We start from the raw sequence: 20417 nt of genomic DNA, 5'->3' as shown, positions 1-20417 counted from the left end.
CTCTATCAAGCAACGGAGATGGAGTGAAACCGGGTGATGGAAAACGCATCCAGCGGCGTGGTTGAAGCGCCGCAGCAGATGATCTCGGTGAGCGCCTGGCCCACCGCCGGGCCGATCTGGAAGCCCGCGCCAGCAAAGCCGAACGCGTGCAACAGGCCGGGTTGGGTGCGGCTGGGGCCGATCACCGGCTGGCGATCAGGCAGGTAGCCTTCGGTGCCGCTCCAGGTGCGAATCGCCTGGGCGCCTTGCAAGAACGGGTACAGTTCGACCGCCTGGCGCAGGATCTCGATCACTGCGTTTTGTCCCGGTCGGGCGCGTGCATCGTCCAGGGCATAGCCTTGGCCGCCCCCCAGTACGCAATTGCCGCGGGCGACCTGGCGCGCATAAATGCCGCCCCCCTCGACGCCGGTGCTGGCGTCCATCACCAACGGCAAGGGCTCGGTGACCAGCATCGCTGGATGCCCGGCATGCATTGGCACTGCTTCGCCGAACTGCGCGGCAAAATGGCTCGCCCAGGCGCCGGCGCAGTTCAGCAGCCAGGGCGCATGAAACAGCTGACCCGTCTCGGTGCGCACGCCGAAGCGCTGGCCGTCGTGGGCAACGCTGCTGACGGCGCATTGTTCATGGATTTGCGCACCGTGCCGGCGGGCGGCCTGGGCGAAGGCCGGCGACACCAGGCGTGGGTTGGCGTGGCCGTCATCCGGGCACAGCGATGCCCCGACGGCCACGGCGCCGACCCACGGGAAACGGGCGCGCAGTTCATCGCGGTCCAACAGCTGCAAATCGAGGCCGAAGCCCTGGCTGCTGCGGGCGTAATCCTGCAATGCCTGGAAGTCTTCGGCGCTGCGGGCCAGTTTCAAGTGACCGCTGCGCTGGTACTCACCGTCGATGCCGATCAGCTGCGGCAGCCGGCCCCAGATGTCATGGGCCCGTTGCGACAGCGGCAGTTGCGACAGCGGCCGGCCCTGGCGACGTACGCCGCCATAGTTCACGCCGCTTGCGTGCGAGCCGCAGAAATCCCGTTCCAGCAGCGCCACCCGGCGTCCGGCCTGGCTCAGGAACAAGGCCGCCGAGGCGCCGACGATGCCGCCACCGATGATCACCACGTCCACTTCGATCATGGCTCGACCTCCAGGCCGAACGGCACCGGTTTGATCGGCGCCTGGGCCCGCAGGCGGCCAACGCTGGAGACCGGGCGGCCGGTCTCTCGGGCAATGATTTCCGCAGCCGCGGCGCCGCACATCCGCCCCTGGCAACGGCCCATGCCAACCCGGCAATGGGCCTTGACTCGGTTGATCTCCCAATGGCCTTCGCCCACGACCTGGCGGATATCGCCAGCGCTGACTTCTTCGCAGCGACAGATCATCAGATTGTCCGGCGCGTCGCTGGCCCAGTTTTCGGGGAAGGCGAATGCCCGCTCCAGGCCCTGGCGGAACTCACCGATACGCTCCAGTGAGCTTTCAAGCTGGCTGCAACGTTGTGGGTCGGTCTGGTAACCGAGGTCTTCGAGCAAGGCCAGGGCCGCCCGTTCGCCGGCCAGTTCGGCGGCGTCGGCGCCCATGATTCCGGCACCGTCACCGGCCAGGTAAACCCCGTGTACGCTGCTGCGACCGGCGCGGTCCCGTTGTGGCAGCCAGGCGCGGTTGAGGGCGCTCCAGGAAAATTCGCAGCCCAGCAGGTCGGCCAGTTGGGTTTCGCTGCGCAAGCCGTGGGCGAAGGCGACGGCGTCGCAATCCAGGGACTGCTCACCCTTGGCGTTGCGCCATTGCAACGAACGCACCCGGCGTTCACCGTTGATACGCAGCAGGTTCGCGCCTTGACGCACGGCGATGCCGTGGGCGGTCAGCCAGGCGCGGTAGTAAAGCCCCTTGGCGAGCGTCGCCGTTTGCCTCAGCAGGCCGGGCAGGGCGCGGGCCTGGGCGCTGAAAGGGGAACTGTCGAGGACTGCCACCACGTGCGCGCCAGCCTTGGCATATTGGTACGCGACCAGATACAGCAATGGTCCGCTGCCGGCGAACACCACCCGCTCGCCGATGGCGCAGCCCTGGAATTTCAAGGCAATCTGCGCGGCGCCCAGACTGTAGACGCCGGGTAAAGTCCAACCGGGCACTGGCAGGACCCGGTCGGTGGCGCCGGTGGCGACAATCACGCTGGAGTACTCGAGACGGTCGGCGCGGCCGTCATGCAAGGTGTCCAGCAGCCCGGCCTCAGCGTTCCATACCAGGGTGTCGGGCCGGTAGTCGAGCTGTTCGCGAAGTGTGTCGAGGGTCTGGTGGATGGCGTTGGCCTTGTGCGCTTCAAAGCCATAGAGCCTGGCCGCCGACCGTTTGAAATTGGCCGGCTGGCGCCGATAAACCTGCCCACCGCCGCGCGCAGCTTCATCCAGCAGCACCGGGTACAGGCCGTGGGCGACCAGCGTTTGCGCCGCACGAATACCGGCCGGTCCGGCGCCGATGATGGCGATCGGTTTCATGGGTGCCTCGTTGGTAAGGTCTGGGCGTCGGCGGCGCCTTTGAAGACGTCTTCGCGGGCAAGCCCGCTCCCACAGTGGTTCTGTGTTGGATACGGGATATGCAAATACCCCAAATCCCCTGTGGGAGCGGGCTTGCTCGCGATGAGGCCATACCAGGTTGCACTGTTCATAACTGACGCCCCGGTTCACGGCTGATGTGCTGGCCTGCTTCGAGCAGCGTCGAGCAGGCGCGGACGCGGCGGCCGTCGCCCAGGCGGACCCAGCAGTCCTGGCAGGCGCCCATCAGGCAGAAGCCGGCGCGGGGTTCGGCGCTGAAATCGCTGCCGCGCAGGTGCTCGCTGCTGGTCAGTACGGCCGTCAGCAGCGTGTCGCCTACCAGCCCAGTGGCCGGTTGGCCGTCGAGGGTAAAGTCCAGGGCCGGGCGGTCGCCTTCGGCCAGTCGTTTCAGCAGAGCCATGGCGTCCTCAATGTTTACCCACCAGGACCCGATCCAGGCCGTAGACCCGATCGAGCAGAATCATCGTCAGCGCGGTGAGCGCGATGACCAATGCCGACACCGCCGCCATCATCGGATCGATGGATTCGGTGGCGTAGACATACATGCGCACCGGCAGCGTTTGCGTGGCCGGCGATGTGACGAAAATCGACAGGGTGACTTCATCGAAACTGTTGATGAACGCCAGCAGCCAGCCTCCGGCCACCCCCGGCAGGATCATCGGCAAAGTGATCTGCCGGAACAGCGTGAAGCGCCCGGCCCCCAGCGATTGCGCGGCCTGTTCGGCGCTGCGGTCCAGGCCGATGGCCGAAGCCAGCACCAGGCGCAGCACATACGGGGTGATCACCAGCACGTGGGCAAAGATCAGCCAGGCAAAGCTGCCGTTGACGCCCATCAGGGCGAACAAGCGCAGCAGCGCCACACCCAGCACCAAGTGAGGAATGATGATTGGCGACAGGAAGAGCCCGTTGAAAAAGTCCCGGCCGGGAAACTCGAGTCGGGTGATCGCCAGGGCTGCCGGGACCGCAATGATCGTCGCCAGCGAGGCCGCGCAGAAAGCCAGGATCAGGCTGTTGTAGAACGCATCGACAAAATCCGCACGCTCGAACACCGCGCGGAACCAGCGCAGGGAGAATTCCGTAGTCGGCAGGCTCAGGGTGTTTTCCGGGGTGAAGGCGACGAGGCAGACCACCACCAGCGGCGCCAGCATGAACACCACCACCAAGGCGTGGAACAACAGGGCGAAAGGACCGTTTCTGGACATGACGAATTACCCCAGTGACTTCTTGTAGCGGCCTTCGATCATCCGGTTCCACGACAGCATGATCAGCAGGTTGAGCAGCAGCAGCGCGACGGCAATGGCCGCCCCCATGGGCCAGTTCAGTTCCGACAGGTACTGGTCGTAGATCAGCGTCGCGACCATTTTCAAACGGCGTCCACCAAGCAGGCCGGGAATCGCGAACGAACTGGCAGCGAGCCCGAACACGATCAGGGTGCCCGACAGCACGCCGGGCATGATCTGTGGCAACACCACCTTGCGTATCACGGTGAACTGGCTGGCACCGAGGGACAGCGCGGCCTGTTCAGCGGCCGGGTCGAGTTTCTGCAACGAGGTCCAGACCGGAATGATCATGAACGGCAGCATCACGTGGACCAGGGCGATGACCACCGCGAACGGCGTGTACAACAGCTTCATCGGCGAGCCGCCCAGGGCTTGCAGCGTCTGGTTGACCAGGCCGTCGGCGCCCAGTAACAAGCTCCAGCCAAAGGCCCGTACTACCACTGAAATCAACAGCGGCGTCAGGATCAGGATCAGGAAAATCGAGCGCCACGGCGCGCCCATGCGGCTGAGGATGTAGGCCTCGGGCACGCCGATCAGCACGCACAGGATCGTGGTCAGGGCGCTGATCCAGAAGGTGCGCAGGAAAATTTCATAGAAGTACGGATCACCCAGCAGACTGCTGTAGTGATCGAAGGTGTAAGCGTCGCTGTTGATGCCCGAGCCATAGTCAAAGACGTTGAATGACAACACCAGCGTCAGGCCCAGGGGAATGACCAGCAGCCCGAGGTAAAGAGCCAGGGCCGGTGCGGACATCAAGTAGCCCTGGCGGCCGCGACGCATTGCATCGATGCCTTTCATGCCGGCACCTCATCGGCGGCCAGCACCCGCAGCAGCGCCGGATCCCAATCAAGGCCCACGGCGGTGCCTTCGGTCATCGGTGCGCTACCGTCATTGCGACGCACCACGCACAGTTCGCCCAGGCCGGTGGAGACGCCGTACAGCCATTGGCTGCCGAGAAAGAAACGGCTGGCGACAGTCCCTTGCAGGCGGCCCGAGCCGGGCGCGCACAAATCGATTTTTTCCGGGCGCAGGCTCAGGGTCAGGTCGCCTTCGCCCTGTTCGCAGGCCTGGATGACCCCGGCGCTGTCGCGCTTGCCGGGCAGCAGGTTGGCTTTGCCAACGAAACCGGAGATGAATTCGGTGCGGGGATGTTCGTAGAGGGTGTAAGGCGCATCGATCTGAGTGATGCGTCCGGCCTGCATGACCACGACCCGGTCACTGATGGACAGTGCTTCGGATTGATCGTGAGTGACCATCAGCGTGGTGATCCCGACTTCACGTTGGATGCGGCGGATTTCGTATTGCATCTCTTCGCGCAGGTTGGCGTCGAGGTTGGACAGCGGTTCGTCAAGCAGCAGCACCGGCGGTTCGATCACCAGCGCGCGGGCCAATGCCACACGCTGGCGCTGGCCGCCGGAAAGCTCCCGTGGATAGCGTTCGGCGTGCCGGTCCAGGCGCACCAGCTGCAGTACCCGATCCACCCGTTGTTGCAATTCGCCGTTGGCCACTTTACGCATACGCAGGCCGAAGGCGACGTTGTCCCGGACGCTCATGTGCGGGAACAGCGCGTAGCTCTGGAACACCACGCCCAGGCCACGGCTGGCAGGCTTGGAGTGAGTAATGTCGCGCCCGTCGAGCAGGATCCGCCCACTGCTGACTTCGACGAAGCCGGCGATCATCTGCAGAGTCGTGGTCTTGCCGCAGCCCGAAGGCCCCAGCAGCGAGACGAATTCGCCTTTTTCCACCGATAGGTTGGTGGCCACCACGGCATCGATATCGCCGTAGCGTTTGCCAAGTTCTTCAAGTCGCAAGAAAGCCATGACTGCGCTCCACCTGAGATTGTTATGCGTCGCCACGGGGCGCGCTTTTTTTTATGGGCAGATACGAAGGGGTGCTGCGGGGTGCGTTGGCGCTCGACCTGGGGTCGGCTGCCGCTGTTGTTCGAATCGCCCCTGTATGGACGCAGAGTAGGACGAAGACTAGGATGAGCTCAATGGACTATTTCACTGAGGCGATGGTTATTTTCCGTTTTATCATTGAGCAAATTTAATGATGAGAAAGTAGATGAAGAATTCCGCTGAACGGAATAATGATAAAGGCGAGGTGGGTGTCGGCGCGGTCCCAAGGCTGTTTGCCGTGTTGCGTAGCCTGGGCGACACCGTCGAGGGCGGGGAGCGGGTCACGCAGTTGGCCCAGCGCATTGGCCTGTCACAACCGACCACCCATCGCTTGCTGCGCAGCCTGATGGACGAGGGCATGGTCGAGCAGGATGCGCGCAGCAAACGCTATCGCCTGAGCCTGGATTTCTTCGCCCTGGCCGCTCGCGCCGGCAACACGGGTAACCTGCGCGAGCTGGTGCGGCCGGCAATGCTGCGGCTGTCGGCGTCGTTGGGGGACTCGTTGTTCCTGCTGGCGCGCAGCGGCTTTGATGCGATCTGCCTGGACCGCAGCGAAGGGCCGTTCCCGATTCGTACATTCACCGGTGACATTGGCGGCCGCGTGGCGTTGGGCGTGGGGCAGGGCAGCCTGGCGATCCTGGCCTTCCTGCCGCAGGAAGAGCGCGACACGGTGATCCATTACAACCTGCCGCGGCTCAAGGACTTCCATCTGTATGACGAAGTCTTCCTGCGCTCGGAAGTGGAAAACGTGCGCACACTGGGCTACGCCGGGCGCAACACCGGCGTGCTGCAAGGCATGGCCGGCGTCGCCGTGCCGATCCTGGACCGTGACGGTCGGGCCGTGGCCGCCTTGAGCGTGGCGACGGTGAGCGACCGCCTGGGGCCTGATCGCCTACCAACGGTGGTAGAGATGCTCAAGCGCGAGGCGGCGCTGATCGGGCCTCGGATCAACCCGTTCGACCCGTTGTTGCGCAGGCCTTCGCAGGTGTTTGGGCAGGGCTAAGCACGGCTCATGACCCACTGCAATCCCCTGTAGGAGCGGGCTTGCTCGCGAATGCAACGGAACAGCCAACATTGATGTTGAATGTCAGTCCGCTTTCGCGAGCAAGCCCGCTCCCACAGCAGACGAATGGCGATCAGAAATTCAGGGTCTGCCTGAGCTTCTGCGCCGCCGGCGTGTCACTGGGGATGACCACCGCATAGTTGTACCCCGGCCCGGACCAGTACTCGGCCTGCAACTCACCATCGCGGCGGCTGCCACGAGGTAGCAGGAAGTTTCTCGGACCCGGTGGGCGCACGTAGAAGCTGATTTTCTGGCCGCTCGGGTCTTGGTAAACCACCATCGCCGCCGCCCCTTGTTCAGTGCTGAGCAAGCGCCCGCTGACTGGCTTGAAGCCCGCGTTTGACAGGTCCGGTAACCGGTTGGCCCGGGTGAAATAGCGGTCGAGCCAGTCTTGCATGTGCTGCTCGTCGTCGGCCTGGTAATCGGCGGGAAGGATGCCCTCTTGGGCGAACAGCCGGTAGGCCTGCATGGCGTCCGCCATGGGGGCTGCGGCACTGAGGAGCGTCATCTCCCGTGCCTGCCAGCCGCTGACTGCGCCCACGCTGAGCGCCACCAGCAACACTGCGGCGCTGGCGAGATAGCGTCGGGAGCGGTACTTCAGGCGGCGACGAATCATCGCCGGGTCGAGATCCGGATTAGCCGGTTGCTGCAAGGCTCCACCCAATGCCGTGCGTAGATGTCGCGCGTCCTGTTGCCAGGCCCGGACCCGGGCGGCGACTTCGGGATGGGAGGCGAGGTAGCTCTGCATCAGGCGCTGGTCGGACGGGCTCAGTTGACGGTCGACGTAGGCGTGCAGGTCGCTGTCGCTGGGGGGCATGCTGATCATTTGAGTATTCGCAGGGTAGGGCGACTGATCTCTCCGTCGCTGAGCTGGCGCAGGGCCTGGCGGGCGCGGGACAGGCGTGACATTACGGTGCCGGTCGGCACGTCGAGGATGTCGGCGACTTGCTGGTAGCTCAAGCCTTCCACCGACACCCACAGCAACAGGGCGCGTTGTTCCGTCGTCAGTTGATCGAAGGCCTGAAGGGACGATTGCGCAATCACGCTGCGCTCGGCCGAAGGATGGGCATCGTCGCGGCCGGTGAAAAACGCCAGCATTCGCGCATAGCGCCGGGAGCGGCGGTGGGCATCGAGAAACTGCCGGTACAGAATCGAAAACAGCCAGGCGCGCAGGTCACCTTCCGGGTGCTTGTCATTCCATTTGGACAATGCCCGTTCCAGGCATGTTTGCACCAGGTCGTCGGCGTTGCTGGGATTGCGCGTCAGCGACACGGCAAAACGCCGCAGCCTGGGGATGAGTTCGCGCAACTGTTCATCAAGTTCGTTCATGGGTCGTGGCTTCAAAGGCAGTCACTGCGTCGGGACTGGAAAGACGCCCCGCGAACGAGATTATTCCAGCGCGGGAAAAATAAATACGCGGCGTGGGAATAAACATGTCCGGCCTGCGTCTGACGGGTCCTTGCACAGATGGCCTCGGGCCTTGGAGCTATTCTCATGGTTGATCCCTCATCTCTGCCGCGCCGGCCACCGTTGGGTGGCGCGCAGCTGACCCTGCGCCTGGCCGGTATCGCGGTGATTGTCGCGGCGCTGGGCGGGGCGTTTGCCTACGTCAACGGCACACTCGACCCACAACGTCTGACACCCGATGCGCTGGTCAACGTGCTGGAAAAAAACAACGGCGTGCATCCGGGTTTCCGGCGCAATCACTCGAAAGGTGTGTGTGTCGCGGGCTACTTCGAAAGCACGGGCGAAGCGAGCAGCTATTCCAGCGCTCAGGTATTTGCCTCGACGCGCACGCCCGTGGTCGGACGGTTCGCCTTGCCCAGCGGCAACCCCTACGCCCCGGACGGCAGCGTGCCGATTCGCAGCCTGGCGCTGCGCTTCACCCAGGCCAATGGGCAACAATGGCGCACGGGCATGAACAGCATGCCGGTGTTTCCGGTGGGGACGCCCGAAGCGTTCTACCAATTCCAGCAGGCCCAGTTGCCGGATCCGGCGACCGGCAAACCGAACCCCACGGCCGTACCGGCGTTCTTTGCCGCGCACCCGGAAGCCATGCCGTTTTTGCAGTGGATCAAGACCGCCAGACCGTCGGCCAGCTATGCCACCGAAACCTATAACGGCATCAACGCGTTCTATCTGGTCAACCCGGCAGGGCAGCGCCAGGCCGTGCGCTGGGGGGTGGTGCCGCTGAGCCAGGACTCGGCGGATGCGATGCCGGCCCAGGGTGCCGATTTCCTTGAGCAAGACTTGGTGAAGCGTCTCGCCGCCGGAACGTTGCGTTGGCAATTGAACATCACCCTGGCCCATCCGGATGACCCGGTAAACGATGCCACCAAGACCTGGCCCTCTGACCGCAAGGTGCTCAATGCCGGTACGTTGGTGCTGGAGCGTACTCAGGCCCAGGACAACGGCGAGTGCCGTGATATCAACTATGACCCGTTGATCCTGCCCAACGGGATCGAACGTTCCGACGATCCGTTGTTGGCGGCGCGTTCCGCTGCCTACGCCAGTTCTTACCTGCGGCGTACCGGCGAAGTGAGCCAACTGCCCGCCAACCAGGAGTCCCGCCCATGAGCGCCCCTCGTCACTTCGCACCGTTGGCGCGGCTGTTGCACTGGCTGATGGCCCTGATGATCATCGCCATGTTGTTCATCGGCGCAGGCATGGTTGCCTCGGTGTCCGAGCGCCATGAATGGCTGCTGCAATTGCATAAGCCCTTGGGCATCGCGATTTTGCTGTTGGTTGTCGTGCGGTTGATTGTGCGCTTCAGCACCCGCCAACCACCGTTGCCGGCTGATCTGCCTCAGTGGCAGGTATTGGCGGCCAAGGCCTCGCATGTTCTGCTGTACGCGCTGATGCTGGTCTTGCCGCTGTTGGGCTGGGGGATGATCTCGGCGGCGGGGGACCCGGTGATGCTCAGCCAGTCGCTGCAACTGCCATCGATCCTGCCAGCAGACGCGCAAACATTTGCGTTGCTGCGCAAGGCTCACGGGTACCTGGCTTATCTGTTGTTCCTGACGGTGCTGCTGCACCTGGCGGCGGCGTTGTTCCACGCCTGGGTGCGGCGCGATGAGGTGTTGGACAGCATGTTGCGCGGGCGGGGTTGAAGCACATCACCCGTGGCGAGGGAGCTTGCTCCCGCTGGGCTGCGTAGCAGCCCTGTTTTTTGAGGGGGCTTTCGCCCCTAAGCGGGAGCAAGCTCCCTCGCCACAGGTGAAAGTGTTGGTTTTCAGCGCAACTCGTCGACCATGTCCGCAACCGTGCTCAACACATCCTTGCCCAATTGCATCGAGCGCTTGCCGGACCAGCCGGTGAGCGGGTTCGGGTGATCGTCGTGGTCCTTGAACGGCATTTCCAGGGTCAGGGACAGGCAGTCGTATTTCTGGCCGACCGCGTTGCAGGCCAGGGTCATGTTGGCCTGGCCCGGCTCATCGCGGGTGTAGCCGTGGGTGGTCTGGAAGTCTTTGGTCTGGTGCTTGAGATGGCTGCGAAAGTGTTCTTCGAGCCTGGCGATGCGTGGCGTGTAGCCCGGGTTGCCTTCGCAGCCGGCGGTGAAGACGTGGGGGATTTCCTCGTCGCCATGAACATCCAGGAACAGATCGACCCCGTACTTCTCCATTTGCTGCTGGACGAACAGGACTTCAGGGCTGACCTCCTGACTGGCGCTCTGCCAGGCCCGGTTCAAATCCTGGCCCATGGCATTGGTACGCAGGTGGCCGTGGAAGGCACCGTCCGGGTTCATGTTCGGCACCAGGTACAGATCGGCCTTGGCAAGCAGGCGATTGAGTTGCGCATCGTCATGATGTTCAAGGCGCTCGATCACGCCCTCCATGAACCATTCGGCCATGTGCTCGCCAGGATGTTGCTGGGCGATGATCCAGATTTTGCGTTGGCCTTCGGCGCCGCTGCCCTTGCGCAGCAGTTGAATGTCACGGCCCTCCACGCTTTTGCCCACGGCCAACAGTTCGGTGCCGGCCTTGTGCAGCGCCTGCTCGATCAACCAGTCGTGACGGCCACGGCTGTACGGTTCGAAATAGGCGAACCAGGCGTGGGATTGTTCCGCCTCCAGGTGGAAGCGCAGGGCATCGCCTTCGAATTGCGTGGGAATACGGAACCAGTTGACGTGATCATAGGAGGCGACCGCCTGGTAACCCGTCCACGCTTTGTTGTAGGACGATTGACTGGCATTGAGCAGGCGGAAGGAATATTCCTGGCCCACGTGCAAGCCGCTGGCCTTGAAGTGGAACCACTGGAAATGGGCACTGCGGGTATCGGGCCGGATCTTGAGCAGTGACTGCAACGGGTTGCTGACGTCGACCACCTCAATGTTGCCGCTGTCGAAATTGGCGCTGATATCAAAGGAAGATTTAGCCACGGTCACGATTCCTTGTAAGGATTTTTATGGCCGTTACTTTACACGTAAGAACGAGGGCTTCGGGACGATTTGCGTCAAAAGAAAGGGGGCGTCCTCCCTGGACGCTGAGCCAGCTTAGAGAGTTGGCAATTGATTCTCAAGTGCTGACCGTCGACCTTCTTCGGTCGATTCGGGAGGCGCCGCACTCTTGTAAATGGACATTCATTTGCTATCATCGCCGCCATCGAATCAGCAGCACTTAAAGACTTCATTAGCCTGAAGCCATAAGCCGAAAATCGGCAAAAAAAGACCCGGCAAAAAGCCGGGTCAAAAACCGTGATTAGCCTGATGAGGAGATATTCCAGAAGTCCGACCTAAGGTCTTCTGGGCTATCGACTGATCTCGCGACCAGCTGATGCAATAATAATCATTATCATTTGCAAGTCAAATGGTTTTATCGCATCAATTGGAAACTTTTTCCCCGGTCTCCACCTTCGTGGCGACCTTCCCAAGGGTTACACCTGGCGAGTAGGGTAGCCATCCAGGGATCGGTCAAGCATCACCTTGACCAGATCAATCATGTGCACCACCGAGAAAGCAAGGTCGCGGCTCGAGCCATCCAGCCGATTGGCGGACTCATGGGCGGTGGCGGCTGCACAGCGCAGCAAGTCGCAGGCGTGAACCAGGGCTTCCTCGGCGCCGATATTGCGATTCACGTCAAAGAAGCGATGTTCCGTTTTTTCGTCCGAAACAGCTGGTTTCAAGTAATAGTCCAGGGCGCGCTGTGCAGCAGGACAGTCCTGAAGCGGAGGAAACGTGCCGTCGAAGGGGCTGCTGGGCAAGTCTTTATTGGGTGTGTCCATGGTATCGGGAATCTCCGTGTTGGGGCTGAACTCCTGAATCCAGAATAGTACCTATCGTAATTGTGACGATAATTTAAATACTACAAGTTGTGTTTTGAGGGGCGGAGGCACCCACGTATCGTGCCGCACATGGATAAATGGATAGAGTTGGTCAAGGCCAAGATGAAGGAGCTGCACATCACTCAGGTGGTGCTTGCAGAACGGTTGGGAATGTCCCAGGGCGGCGTCGGCCATTGGCTGACCAAGCGCCGGGAGCCCAGTGTCAAAGACATGAATCGGGTCCTGAAGGAGCTAGGACTGGAATTTCTTGAAGTGGCAACGGTGATTCGCGAGCCGGACACTTCCACCGAAGAAGGCATGGCGCTGGCGCAGAAGTACAACCCGTACTTCCGCTATCCGGTCAGTGAATGGCACGAACTGGGCAACGTTCGCGAGGGCGACCCGGGTGCCTACAGCCATTCGCGCTATGAGCTGACGGATTACCATGCCCGGGGGGATGCGTTCTGGCTGGTGGTGGTGGGCGATGCGATGACGGCGCCGAGTGGGTTGAGCATTCCCGAGGGAATGTCGATCCTCGTGGACCCGGCCATCGAAGCGGTGCCCGGCAAGCTGGTCGTCGCCTACTTGCCCGGCAGCAGCGATGCGACCTTTCGTAAACTGATCGAAGAGAGCGGGCAGCGTTACCTGGTCCCGCTCAATCCGACTTACCCGAAAAACCTGTGCACCGAAGATTGCCGCATTATCGGCGTGGTTGTGCAGGCGACTATCAGGTTCTGAGCGTATCGGCCCCTGGAGCGGGCCGATCGCTACTCCTCGAACGCCACCAGTGCGCTGCCCTCGCTGACCATTTCACCTTCCTGGCAATACAGCGCCTTGATCACCCCGGCCTTCGGTGCACGAATGCTGTGCTCCATTTTCATCGCCTCCAGGACCACCAGTTGCGCCCCGGCCTCCACGGTCTGGCCGAGGCTCACCAGGACCCGGACGATGCTGCCGTTCATGGGCGCGCTCAGGCCTCCTTGATGGCCGTGGCTGGCTTCAGCGGCGGCCAATGGATCAAACAGATCGATTCGGTGCAGGTCACCCGCCCATTGCAGATACAGGCTGTTGCCCTCGCGGATCACCCGGTGACTGCGGCGCAACCCATCGCGCTCGACCACCAGTTGCTCGCCTTTCAGTTCAGCACAGGCGGCCGTATCGTCCAGGGTAATCGCCCGGTCCTGACCCTCGCAGCTCAAATGCAAGGTGACTTCCCTCGACAGTCCCAGGCGCAGTCCGGCCGTATCGCCCCAGGGTGAGTACACGTCATCCGCTCGTACCCGGGGTGCGAGACTGAGGGCGAAACCCTGAGCAGCTGCGAACCAGAATCCGTCGTCCAATTCCCCCGGCTCTGGCAGTAATTGCGCCTGGTAACGTGGGATAAATCCGGTATCCAGTTCCGCTGCCGCGAAGGCGGGATGGGCCACGATACGGCGCAGGAAACCGATATTGGTCCTGAGTCCGCCGATGGCGAACTCATCGAGCATGCCCAGCAGCCGCAATCGCGCCTGTTCACGGTCTTCTCCCCAGGCAATCAACTTGCCGAGCATCGGGTCATAGAACGGCGAGATCTCGTCGCCTTCTTCAACTCCGCTGTCGACCCGGCGCCCCGGTTCTGGGGCGGATTCGCGGTATAACGCCAGGCGCCCGGTAGCCGGGAGGAAATCGTTGGCCGGGTCTTCGGCGTACAGCCGCACTTCGATGGCGTGACCCCGCAGCGGTACCTGGTCTTGCGTCATCGGCAACGGCTCGCCCTGGGCTACACGGATCTGCCAGGCCACCAGGTCCAATCCGGTGATCGCTTCGGTGACTGGATGTTCGACCTGCAACCGGGTGTTCATCTCCATGAAGAAAAACTCGCCCCGCGAATCCAGCAGGAACTCCACCGTGCCTGCCCCGACATAGCCAATCGCCTGGGCGGCGCGCACGGCCGCTTCCCCCATCGCCTGGCGCAACTGCGGGGTCAGGCCAGGCGCTGGGGCTTCTTCCACTACTTTCTGATGGCGACGCTGGATCGAGCAATCGCGCTCGTTGAGGTGCAGGCAGTTACCATGACGATCAGCGAAGACCTGGATTTCCACGTGGCGCGGCTTGAGCAGGTATTTTTCCACCAGCATCCGCGAATCGCCGAACGAGGATTGCGCTTCACGCTGCGCCGAGGCCAGTGCTTCGGCCAGCTGGCTGATGTCCTCGACGACTTTCATACCTTTGCCGCCACCGCCGGCGGTGGCCTTGAGCAATACCGGATAGCCGATGCGCTCGGCGGCGTCGCGGAAGGTCTCCAGGTCCTGGGCTTCGCCGTGATAGCCCGGCACCAAGGGCACGCCAGCGGTTTCCATCAGGGTCTTGGCGGCGGATTTGCTGCCCATGGCGTCGATGGCCGAGGCTGGCGGGCCAAGAAAGATCAGGCCGGCGTTTTCAATCGCCCGGGCGAACCCGGCGTTCTCGGACAGAAAGCCGTAGCCGGGATGGATCGCCTGGGCACCACTGGCCTGGGCCGCGGCGATCAGCTTGTCAATTTGCAGGTAACTGTCGGCGGCCTTGCTGCCGCCCAGATCAACGCAAATGTCGGCTTCACGGCTGTGGCGGGCATCGCGGTCGGTGGCGCTGTGCACCGCCACGGTGGTCAGGCCCATGGCCTTGGCGGTACGCATCACGCGGCAGGCGATTTCGCCCCGGTTGGCGACCAGCAAGGTAGTGATTGCAGGGGCGCTCATTGACGCGGCTCCTTGTTGTTCGGCTCGGCTTGCCAGCTGGGTGCGCGCTTCTGCAAGAAGGCTCGTAGACCTTCTTGGCCCTCGGGGCTGACGCGGATACGAGCGATGGCGTTTTCGGTGTAGCGCCGTAGCGCCGGGGTGAGGGCGCCGCTGCCGACTTCGCGCAGCAGTTCCTTGCTGGCGCGCATGGCCGCCGGGCTGTTGAGCAGCAGGTTGGCGATCCATTGCTCGACCTGAGCATCCAGCGTCTCGGCTGGGTAACTTTCCGACAACAAACCGATCTCTCTCGCACGTTGGCCGCCGAAGCGTTCGGCAGTCAGCGCGTAACGCCGCGCCGCCCGCTCGCCGATGGCCTGCACCACGAACGGACTGATGACCGCCGGCGCCAGGCCGATGCGTACTTCCGAGAGGCAGAACTGTGCTTCATCGGCGCCAATGGCCATGTCGCAGGCGCTGATCAGCCCCAACGCACCGCCAAACGCCGCGCCCTGGACGACTGCCAGCGTGGGAATCTTCAGTTTGGCCAGGTTGTACATCAGCTCCGCCAGCTCGCGGGCGTCGTCGAGGTTGGTGTGGTAGTCAAGCTCGGCCGATTGCTGCATCCAGGCCAGGTCGGCACCGGCGCTGAAATGCTTGCCACGGCCGCGGATCAGCAGGAAGCGTAGGCTCGGATCGCTGCTGATCTGGTCCAGGGCGAGGATCAGCTCACGGATCATTTCGGCGTTGAAAGCATTGTTTTTCGACTCGCGGCTCAGCCACAGGGTAGCGACGCCGCGGGAATCGGTGAGCAGTTCGAGGGTGTTGAAGTGGTCCATGGGCATTCCCCGTTTACATCCGGAACACGCCGAAGCGGCTCGGTTCGATAGGCGCGTTCAGTGACGCGGACAAGGCCAGGCCCAGTACATCGCGGGTCTGGGCCGGATCGATGACGCCGTCGTCCCAGAGCCTTGCGCTGGAATAATAGGGATGGCCCTGTTCTTCGTACTGATCGAGGATCGGTTGCTTGATCTCGGCTTCCTGTTCGGCACTGAACGGGTGGCCGCTGCGCTCAGCCTGTTCGCGCTTGACCTGCACCAGTACCCCGGCCGCCTGCTCGGCACCCATCACGCCAATTCGCGCATTCGGCCACATCCACAGGAACCGCGGGTCGTACGCCCGACCACACATACCGTAGTTGCCCGCGCCGAAACTGCCACCGATGATGACGGTGAATTTCGGCACTTTCGCGCAGGCCACCGCGGTCACCAGCTTCGCCCCATGCTTGGCGATGCCGCCGGCTTCATATTTCTGGCCGACCATGAAGCCGGTGATGTTTTGCAGGAACAGCAGCGGGATCCCGCGCTGGCAGGCCAGTTCGATGAAGTGCGCACCTTTCTGCGCGGCCTCGGCAAACAGGATGCCGTTGTTGGCCAGGATCGCGATCGGGTAGCCATGCAGATGGGCAAAGCCACACACCAGCGTCGTGCCGAACAGCGCCTTGAACTCATCGAACACCGAGTCGTCCACCAGACGTGCGATTACCTCCCGGACATCGAACGGCTGCTTGGGATCGGCTGAAACCACACCGTACAACTCGTCACCCGAATACAGCGGGGCGATGGGTTGGAGTCGTTGCAGCTCGCCGAGCTTGCGCCAGTTAAGGTTGGCCACGCTGCGCCGGGCCAGGGCCAGGGCATGTTCGTCGCTGTCGGCGTAATGGTCGGCGACTCCGGAAATCTTGCAATGCACATCGGCACCGCCCAGGTCTTCAGCGCTGACCACCTCGCCGGTGGCGGCTTTTACCAAGGGCGGGCCGGCCAGGAAAATAGTCGCCTGCTGGCGGACCATGATCGCTTCATCCGCCATCGCCGGCACATAGGCACCGCCAGCCGTGCAGGAGCCCATCACCACTGCCAACTGAGGAATGCCCTGGGCGCTCATGTTGGCCTGGTTGAAGAAGATCCGCCCGAAGTGCTCGCGGTCTGGAAACACTTCATCCTGACGTGGCAAATTAGCGCCGCCCGAATCCACCAGATAAATACAGGGCAGGCGGTTCTGCTGGGCAATGGCCTGGGCGCGCAGATGTTTCTTCACGGTCAGTGGATAGTAGGAGCCGCCTTTGACCGTCGCGTCGTTGGCGACAATCATGCATTCGACGCCTTCCACCCGGCCGATACCGGCAATCACGCCGGCGGCGGGAACATCTTCACCGTAGACCTGATGAGCGGCGAGGGGGCTGATTTCCAGGAACGGCGAGCCGGGATCGAGCAACCGGTTGATGCGCTCACGCGGCAGCAGTTTGCCCCGTGAAGTATGCCGTTCCTGGGCCTTGGGGCCGCCGCCTTGCCGGACCTGGGCGAGCAGGGTGCTCAGGGCTTCGACTTGTCCGAGCATCGCGTCGCGGTTGGCGATGAAATCGGGCGAACGCGGATTGAGCTGGGTGTGCAGTGTTGCCATGGTCAGCTCCGTTAGCGGGTTTCGTTGAACAGTTCGCGACCGATCAACATCCGCCGAATCTCACTGGTGCCGGCGCCGATTTCATACAACTTGGCGTCACGTAGCAGGCGACCGGCCGGGAATTCGTTGATGTAGCCGTTACCGCCGAGGATCTGGATCGCGTCGAGGGCCATCTGCGTGGCGCGTTCGGCGCTGTAGAGGATCACCCCGGCGGCGTCCTTGCGGGTGGTTTCGCCGCGCTCGCAGGCCTGGGCCACGGCATACAGGTAGGCGCGACTGGCGTTGAGTTGGGTGTACATGTCGGCGACTTTGCCCTGGATCAGTTGGAACTCGCCGATGCTCTGGCCGAACTGCTTGCGGTCGTGAATATACGGGACGATCAGGTCCATGCAGGCCTGCATGATCCCGGTCGGGCCGCCGGACAATACGACGCGCTCGTAGTCCAGACCACTCATCAGCACTTTCACGCCGCCGTTGAGCACGCCGAGAATATTTTCTTCCGGCACTTCGACGTCATCGAAAAACAGCTCGCAAGTGTTGGAGCCGCGCATGCCGAGTTTGTCGAACTTGTTGCTGCGGCTGAAGCCGTTCCAGTCGCGTTCGACAATGAATGCAGTGATGCCGTGGGGGCCTTTTTCCAGGTCGGTCTTGGCGTAGATCACGTAGGTGTTGGCATCCGGGCCGTTGGTGATCCAGGTCTTGCTGCCGTTGAGCACGTAGCGGTCGCCACGCTTGTCGGCTCGCAGTTTCATCGAGACCACGTCGGAGCCGGCGTTCGGCTCGCTCATGGCCAGCGCGCCAACGTGCTCGCCGCTGATCAGTTTGGGCAGGTACTTGGTTTTCTGTTCGTGGTTGCCGTTGCGGTTGATCTGGTTGACGCAGAGATTGGAGTGCGCACCGTAGGAAAGGGCGACCGATGCCGAGCCACGGCTGATTTCTTCCATCGCCACCACATGGGCCAGATAGCCGAGACCGGCGCCGCCGTACTCCTCCGGTACGGTGATGCCCAGCAGGCCCATGTCGCCGAACTTGCGCCACATGTCGGCGGGGAACAGGTTGTCGCTATCGATCTGGGCCGCGCGGGGGGCCAGTTCGGCCTTGACGAAGGCCTGCACCTGGTCGCGCAACATGTCGATGGTTTCGCCGAGGGCAAAATTCAGGGATGGGTAGCTCATGGGACACCTTTGGCTTTTTTATAGGGTGCGGAGGAGCGATGGAATGGCTCTCACCTTTACGTTAACGTAAGCCTGCGATGGGTGGCTGTCAATCGCCCTTTACGTTAACGTCAACTTGGGCGAGAGTAAGAGCGCTTTATCAGCATTGTGTGGCGAGGGAGCTTGCTCCCGCTCGAGCGCGTAGCGTTCGTATCTTGTTGGCGTGTGCTTACCATGACGAGCGGGAGCAAGCTCCCTCGCCACCACAGCCCGTGTGCAGACGGTTCACCGATACACCCACTAATAAAGACAAGAGGGCGCGTCATGGATCAACCCGGTTCGCATTCGCAGCTCAGCTACACCCGAGGCTCGCAGGACAAGGACTTGCTGACGCAAACCATCGGCGAGGCTTTCGACCAGACCGTGCAGCGGTATCCCGATGGCGAGGCGCTGGTGGTTCGTCATCAGTCGTTGCGCTACACCTGGCGACAACTGGCCGAAGCGGTAGACCTGCACGCCCGGGCCTTGCTGGCGCTGGGTTTGCAGGCCGGCGACCGCCTCGGTGTCTGGGCGCCCAACTGCGCTCAATGGTGCATCAGCCAGTTCGCCAGTGCGAAGATCGGCGTGATCCTCGTCAACATCAACCCGGCCTATCGCACCTCCGAGTTGGAGTACGTGCTCAAACAGTCCGGCTGCCGGTGGCTGGTGTGTGCCGGTGCGTTCAAGGCTTCGGATTACCATGCCATGTTGCAAACCCTGGTGCCGGAGTTGACGGAGCAGCCAATCGGCGACCTGCACAGCGAGCGCCTGCCGGAGCTGCGTGGGGTCATCAGCCTCGACCCCCAGCCGCCGTCGGGTTTCCTGCCCTGGTCGCAATTGGCAGCCCTTGGCGAAGCGGTGACGCCTGGGCAACTGGCCGAGCGTCAGGCCAGCCTGCATGTCGATCAACCGGTGAATATCCAATACACCTCTGGCACCACCGGTTTCCCCAAGGGCGCGACCCTCAGCCATCACAACATCCTCAATAACGGTTACATGGTCGGCGAAAGCCTGGGCCTGACCGCCGCTGATCGGCTGGTGGTCCCGGTACCGCTCTATCATTGCTTCGGCATGGTCATGGGCAACTTGGGCTGCATGACCCATGGCAGCACATGATCTACCCCAACGATGCCTTCGATCCGTTGTTGACCCTGAAGACCGTTGCTGAAGAAAAAGCTACGGCGCTGTATGGCGTGCCGACCATGTTCATCGCCATGCTCGACCAGCCGCAGCGGGGCGAGTTCGACCTGTCCAGCCTGCGCACCGGGATCATGGCCGGCGCCACCTGTCCGATCGAAGTGATGCGGCGGGTGATCAACGAGATGCACATGAGTGAGGTGCAGATTGCCTACGGCATGACGGAAACCAGTCCGGTGTCATTACAGACCGGTCCTGCGGATGAGCTGGAATTGCGCGTCACCACCGTCGGCCGCACCCAGCCGCAACTGGAAAGCAAGATCATCGACGAGGCTGGAACGCTCGTACCCCGGGGCACCATTGGCGAGCTGTGTACCCGCGGTTACAGCGTGATGCTTGGCTACTGGAACAACCCCAAGGGCACCGCCGATGTCATCGACCAGGAGCGTTGGATGCACACCGGCGACCTGGCGACCATGGACGAGCAGGGCTATGTCTGCATTGTCGGGCGTAACAAGGACATGATCATTCGCGGCGGCGAGAATATTTACCCTCGGGAGCTGGAAGAGTTTTTCTTTACCCACCCGGCGGTGGCCGACGTGCAGGTGATTGGTATTCCGTGCTCGCGTTATGGCGAAGAGATCGTCGCCTGGATCAAGTTCCATCCCGGCCACAGCGCCACCGAGCAGGAGCTGCAGGCCTGGTGCAAGGAGCGTATCGCTCACTTCAAGACGCCTCGTTACTTCAAGTTCGTCGAGGCGTTCCCGATGACTGTAACCGGCAAGATCCAGAAATTTCGCATGCGCGAAATCAGCATTGAAGAGTTGTGCGATAAAAAAGACTAGCCTCAACCCCTGTGGGAGCGGGCTTGCTCGCGAAGGCGGTGGCACAGTCGGCATCATTG

General features: G+C 62.5%; 18 protein-coding genes and 1 pseudogene. 5 read left to right on the top strand and 14 right to left on the bottom strand.

Annotated elements, in window-relative coordinates:
- Positions 1–5 precede the first annotated feature (5 nt).
- The 6 genes from RGM2987_RS06080 to RGM2987_RS06055 all read right to left on the bottom strand — a co-directional run bounded on the left by RGM2987_RS06080 (position 6) and on the right by RGM2987_RS06055 (position 5630).
- The gene (locus RGM2987_RS06080) at positions 6–1121 is read right to left on the bottom strand and encodes an FAD-dependent oxidoreductase (RefSeq protein ID WP_245139210.1); all 1116 of its coding nucleotides are present in this window, start codon (positions 1119–1121) and stop codon (positions 6–8) included.
- Positions 1118–2473, bottom strand: a complete 1356-nt coding sequence (locus RGM2987_RS06075; protein WP_245139209.1) for an FAD-dependent oxidoreductase — start codon at positions 2471–2473, stop codon at positions 1118–1120. Before RGM2987_RS06075 ends, RGM2987_RS06080 begins: the two co-directional genes overlap by 4 nt.
- Positions 2474–2639: 166 nt before the next feature.
- Positions 2640–2930: a (2Fe-2S)-binding protein gene (locus RGM2987_RS06070; RefSeq protein WP_245139208.1), complete on the bottom strand. Its 291-nt coding sequence runs from the start codon at positions 2928–2930 to the stop codon at positions 2640–2642.
- A 7-nt stretch (positions 2931–2937) separates the two neighbouring features.
- Positions 2938–3732: an ABC transporter permease gene (locus RGM2987_RS06065; RefSeq protein WP_245139207.1), complete on the bottom strand. Its 795-nt coding sequence runs from the start codon at positions 3730–3732 to the stop codon at positions 2938–2940.
- Positions 3733–3738: 6 nt separating this feature from the next.
- The gene (locus tag RGM2987_RS06060; protein ID WP_245139206.1) at positions 3739–4608 is read right to left on the bottom strand and encodes an ABC transporter permease; all 870 of its coding nucleotides are present in this window, start codon (positions 4606–4608) and stop codon (positions 3739–3741) included.
- Positions 4605–5630, bottom strand: a complete 1026-nt coding sequence (locus RGM2987_RS06055) for an ABC transporter ATP-binding protein (RefSeq protein WP_245139205.1) — start codon at positions 5628–5630, stop codon at positions 4605–4607. The genes RGM2987_RS06060 and RGM2987_RS06055 overlap by 4 nt, the downstream gene beginning before the upstream one ends.
- Before the next feature lie 244 nt (positions 5631–5874).
- Here RGM2987_RS06055 and RGM2987_RS06050 point away from each other — a divergent pair, with 244 nt between their 5' ends.
- The gene (locus RGM2987_RS06050; protein WP_245139204.1) at positions 5875–6711 is read left to right on the top strand and encodes an IclR family transcriptional regulator; all 837 of its coding nucleotides are present in this window, start codon (positions 5875–5877) and stop codon (positions 6709–6711) included.
- 133 nt (positions 6712–6844) lie between these two features.
- On the opposite strand, the gene RGM2987_RS06045 is transcribed toward RGM2987_RS06050, so the two are convergent.
- Both RGM2987_RS06045 and RGM2987_RS06040 read right to left on the bottom strand, forming a co-directional pair.
- Positions 6845–7597: an anti-sigma factor gene (locus RGM2987_RS06045; protein WP_245139203.1), complete on the bottom strand. Its 753-nt coding sequence runs from the start codon at positions 7595–7597 to the stop codon at positions 6845–6847.
- Positions 7594–8100, bottom strand: coding sequence for a sigma-70 family RNA polymerase sigma factor (locus RGM2987_RS06040; protein WP_245139202.1), 507 nt, complete (start codon positions 8098–8100; stop codon positions 7594–7596). Before RGM2987_RS06040 ends, RGM2987_RS06045 begins: the two co-directional genes overlap by 4 nt.
- A 165-nt stretch (positions 8101–8265) precedes the next feature.
- On the opposite strand from RGM2987_RS06040, the gene RGM2987_RS06035 reads away from it, so the two are divergent.
- Together RGM2987_RS06035 and RGM2987_RS06030 are read left to right on the top strand one after the other, a co-directional pair.
- On the top strand, positions 8266–9348 hold the full coding sequence (locus tag RGM2987_RS06035; protein WP_245139201.1) for a catalase family peroxidase: 1083 nt from the start codon (positions 8266–8268) through the stop codon (positions 9346–9348).
- Positions 9345–9881 (top strand): cytochrome b/b6 domain-containing protein, encoded by a 537-nt coding sequence (locus RGM2987_RS06030; RefSeq protein WP_245139200.1) that lies wholly within the window; start codon positions 9345–9347, stop codon positions 9879–9881. Before RGM2987_RS06035 ends, RGM2987_RS06030 begins: the two co-directional genes overlap by 4 nt.
- Positions 9882–10003: 122 nt before the next feature.
- Here RGM2987_RS06030 and RGM2987_RS06025 read toward each other — a convergent pair whose 3' ends face one another.
- Both RGM2987_RS06025 and RGM2987_RS06020 read right to left on the bottom strand, forming a co-directional pair.
- Positions 10004–11155, bottom strand: coding sequence for a M14-type cytosolic carboxypeptidase (locus RGM2987_RS06025; protein WP_245139199.1), 1152 nt, complete (start codon positions 11153–11155; stop codon positions 10004–10006).
- A gap of 488 nt (positions 11156–11643) precedes the next feature.
- Positions 11644–11991, bottom strand: a complete 348-nt coding sequence (locus tag RGM2987_RS06020; protein ID WP_245139198.1) for a DUF3077 domain-containing protein — start codon at positions 11989–11991, stop codon at positions 11644–11646.
- A 129-nt stretch (positions 11992–12120) separates the two neighbouring features.
- Between RGM2987_RS06020 and RGM2987_RS06015 the strand changes: the two genes are divergently transcribed.
- Entirely contained in the window at positions 12121–12768 is a 648-nt protein-coding gene (locus RGM2987_RS06015) for a S24 family peptidase (RefSeq protein WP_245139197.1), read from the top strand.
- A gap of 29 nt (positions 12769–12797) precedes the next feature.
- On the opposite strand, the gene RGM2987_RS06010 is transcribed toward RGM2987_RS06015, so the two are convergent.
- From RGM2987_RS06010 to RGM2987_RS05995, 4 genes are read right to left on the bottom strand one after another with little or no spacing between them, the layout of a single operon-like run.
- Positions 12798–14747, bottom strand: a complete 1950-nt coding sequence (locus RGM2987_RS06010) for an acetyl/propionyl/methylcrotonyl-CoA carboxylase subunit alpha (RefSeq protein ID WP_245139196.1) — start codon at positions 14745–14747, stop codon at positions 12798–12800.
- On the bottom strand, positions 14744–15562 hold the full coding sequence (locus RGM2987_RS06005; RefSeq protein ID WP_245139195.1) for a gamma-carboxygeranoyl-CoA hydratase: 819 nt from the start codon (positions 15560–15562) through the stop codon (positions 14744–14746). The genes RGM2987_RS06010 and RGM2987_RS06005 overlap by 4 nt, the downstream gene beginning before the upstream one ends.
- A 13-nt stretch (positions 15563–15575) precedes the next feature.
- Positions 15576–17183 carry a carboxyl transferase domain-containing protein gene (locus RGM2987_RS06000; RefSeq protein WP_245139194.1) on the bottom strand — a complete coding sequence of 536 codons (1608 nt, stop codon included), beginning with the start codon at positions 17181–17183 and terminating at the stop codon, positions 15576–15578.
- A gap of 11 nt (positions 17184–17194) precedes the next feature.
- Complete coding sequence (locus tag RGM2987_RS05995) at positions 17195–18358, bottom strand: isovaleryl-CoA dehydrogenase (RefSeq protein ID WP_245139193.1); 1164 nt, start codon at positions 18356–18358, stop codon at positions 17195–17197.
- Positions 18359–18661: 303 nt separating this feature from the next.
- On the opposite strand from RGM2987_RS05995, the pseudogene RGM2987_RS05990 reads away from it, so the two are divergent.
- A pseudogene (locus RGM2987_RS05990) lies at positions 18662–20358 on the top strand (AMP-binding protein).
- Positions 20359–20417: the final 59 nt, after the last annotated feature.

Origin of the sequence: Pseudomonas sp. RGM2987 (genome assembly GCF_022952855.1) — a bacterium.
In the GTDB taxonomy this organism is placed as follows: Bacteria; Pseudomonadota; Gammaproteobacteria; order Pseudomonadales; family Pseudomonadaceae; genus Aquipseudomonas.
Note: the sequence above shows the minus strand (reverse complement) of the source record. Positions and strands in the feature narration are given on the sequence as shown.

Bases quoted from the DNA above. Each gene is read 5' to 3' on its own strand.
- RGM2987_RS06080 (WP_245139210.1), bottom strand. From the start codon at position 1,121: ATGATCGAAGTGGACGTGGTGATCATCGGTGGCGGCATCGTCGGCGCC.
- RGM2987_RS06075 (WP_245139209.1), bottom strand. From the start codon at position 2,473: ATGAAACCGATCGCCATCATCGGCGCCGGACCGGCCGGTATTCGTGCG.
- RGM2987_RS06070 (WP_245139208.1), bottom strand. From the start codon at position 2,930: ATGGCTCTGCTGAAACGACTGGCCGAAGGCGACCGCCCGGCCCTGGAC.
- RGM2987_RS06065 (WP_245139207.1), bottom strand. From the start codon at position 3,732: ATGTCCAGAAACGGTCCTTTCGCCCTGTTGTTCCACGCCTTGGTGGTG.
- RGM2987_RS06060 (WP_245139206.1), bottom strand. From the start codon at position 4,608: ATGAAAGGCATCGATGCAATGCGTCGCGGCCGCCAGGGCTACTTGATG.
- RGM2987_RS06055 (WP_245139205.1), bottom strand. From the start codon at position 5,630: ATGGCTTTCTTGCGACTTGAAGAACTTGGCAAACGCTACGGCGATATC.
- RGM2987_RS06050 (WP_245139204.1), top strand. From the start codon at position 5,875: ATGAAGAATTCCGCTGAACGGAATAATGATAAAGGCGAGGTGGGTGTC.
- RGM2987_RS06045 (WP_245139203.1), bottom strand. From the start codon at position 7,597: ATGATCAGCATGCCCCCCAGCGACAGCGACCTGCACGCCTACGTCGAC.
- RGM2987_RS06040 (WP_245139202.1), bottom strand. From the start codon at position 8,100: ATGAACGAACTTGATGAACAGTTGCGCGAACTCATCCCCAGGCTGCGG.
- RGM2987_RS06035 (WP_245139201.1), top strand. From the start codon at position 8,266: ATGGTTGATCCCTCATCTCTGCCGCGCCGGCCACCGTTGGGTGGCGCG.
- RGM2987_RS06030 (WP_245139200.1), top strand. From the start codon at position 9,345: ATGAGCGCCCCTCGTCACTTCGCACCGTTGGCGCGGCTGTTGCACTGG.
- RGM2987_RS06020 (WP_245139198.1), bottom strand. From the start codon at position 11,991: ATGGACACACCCAATAAAGACTTGCCCAGCAGCCCCTTCGACGGCACG.
- RGM2987_RS06015 (WP_245139197.1), top strand. From the start codon at position 12,121: ATGGATAAATGGATAGAGTTGGTCAAGGCCAAGATGAAGGAGCTGCAC.
- RGM2987_RS06010 (WP_245139196.1), bottom strand. From the start codon at position 14,747: ATGAGCGCCCCTGCAATCACTACCTTGCTGGTCGCCAACCGGGGCGAA.
- RGM2987_RS06005 (WP_245139195.1), bottom strand. From the start codon at position 15,562: ATGGACCACTTCAACACCCTCGAACTGCTCACCGATTCCCGCGGCGTC.
- RGM2987_RS06000 (WP_245139194.1), bottom strand. From the start codon at position 17,183: ATGGCAACACTGCACACCCAGCTCAATCCGCGTTCGCCCGATTTCATC.
- RGM2987_RS05995 (WP_245139193.1), bottom strand. From the start codon at position 18,358: ATGAGCTACCCATCCCTGAATTTTGCCCTCGGCGAAACCATCGACATG.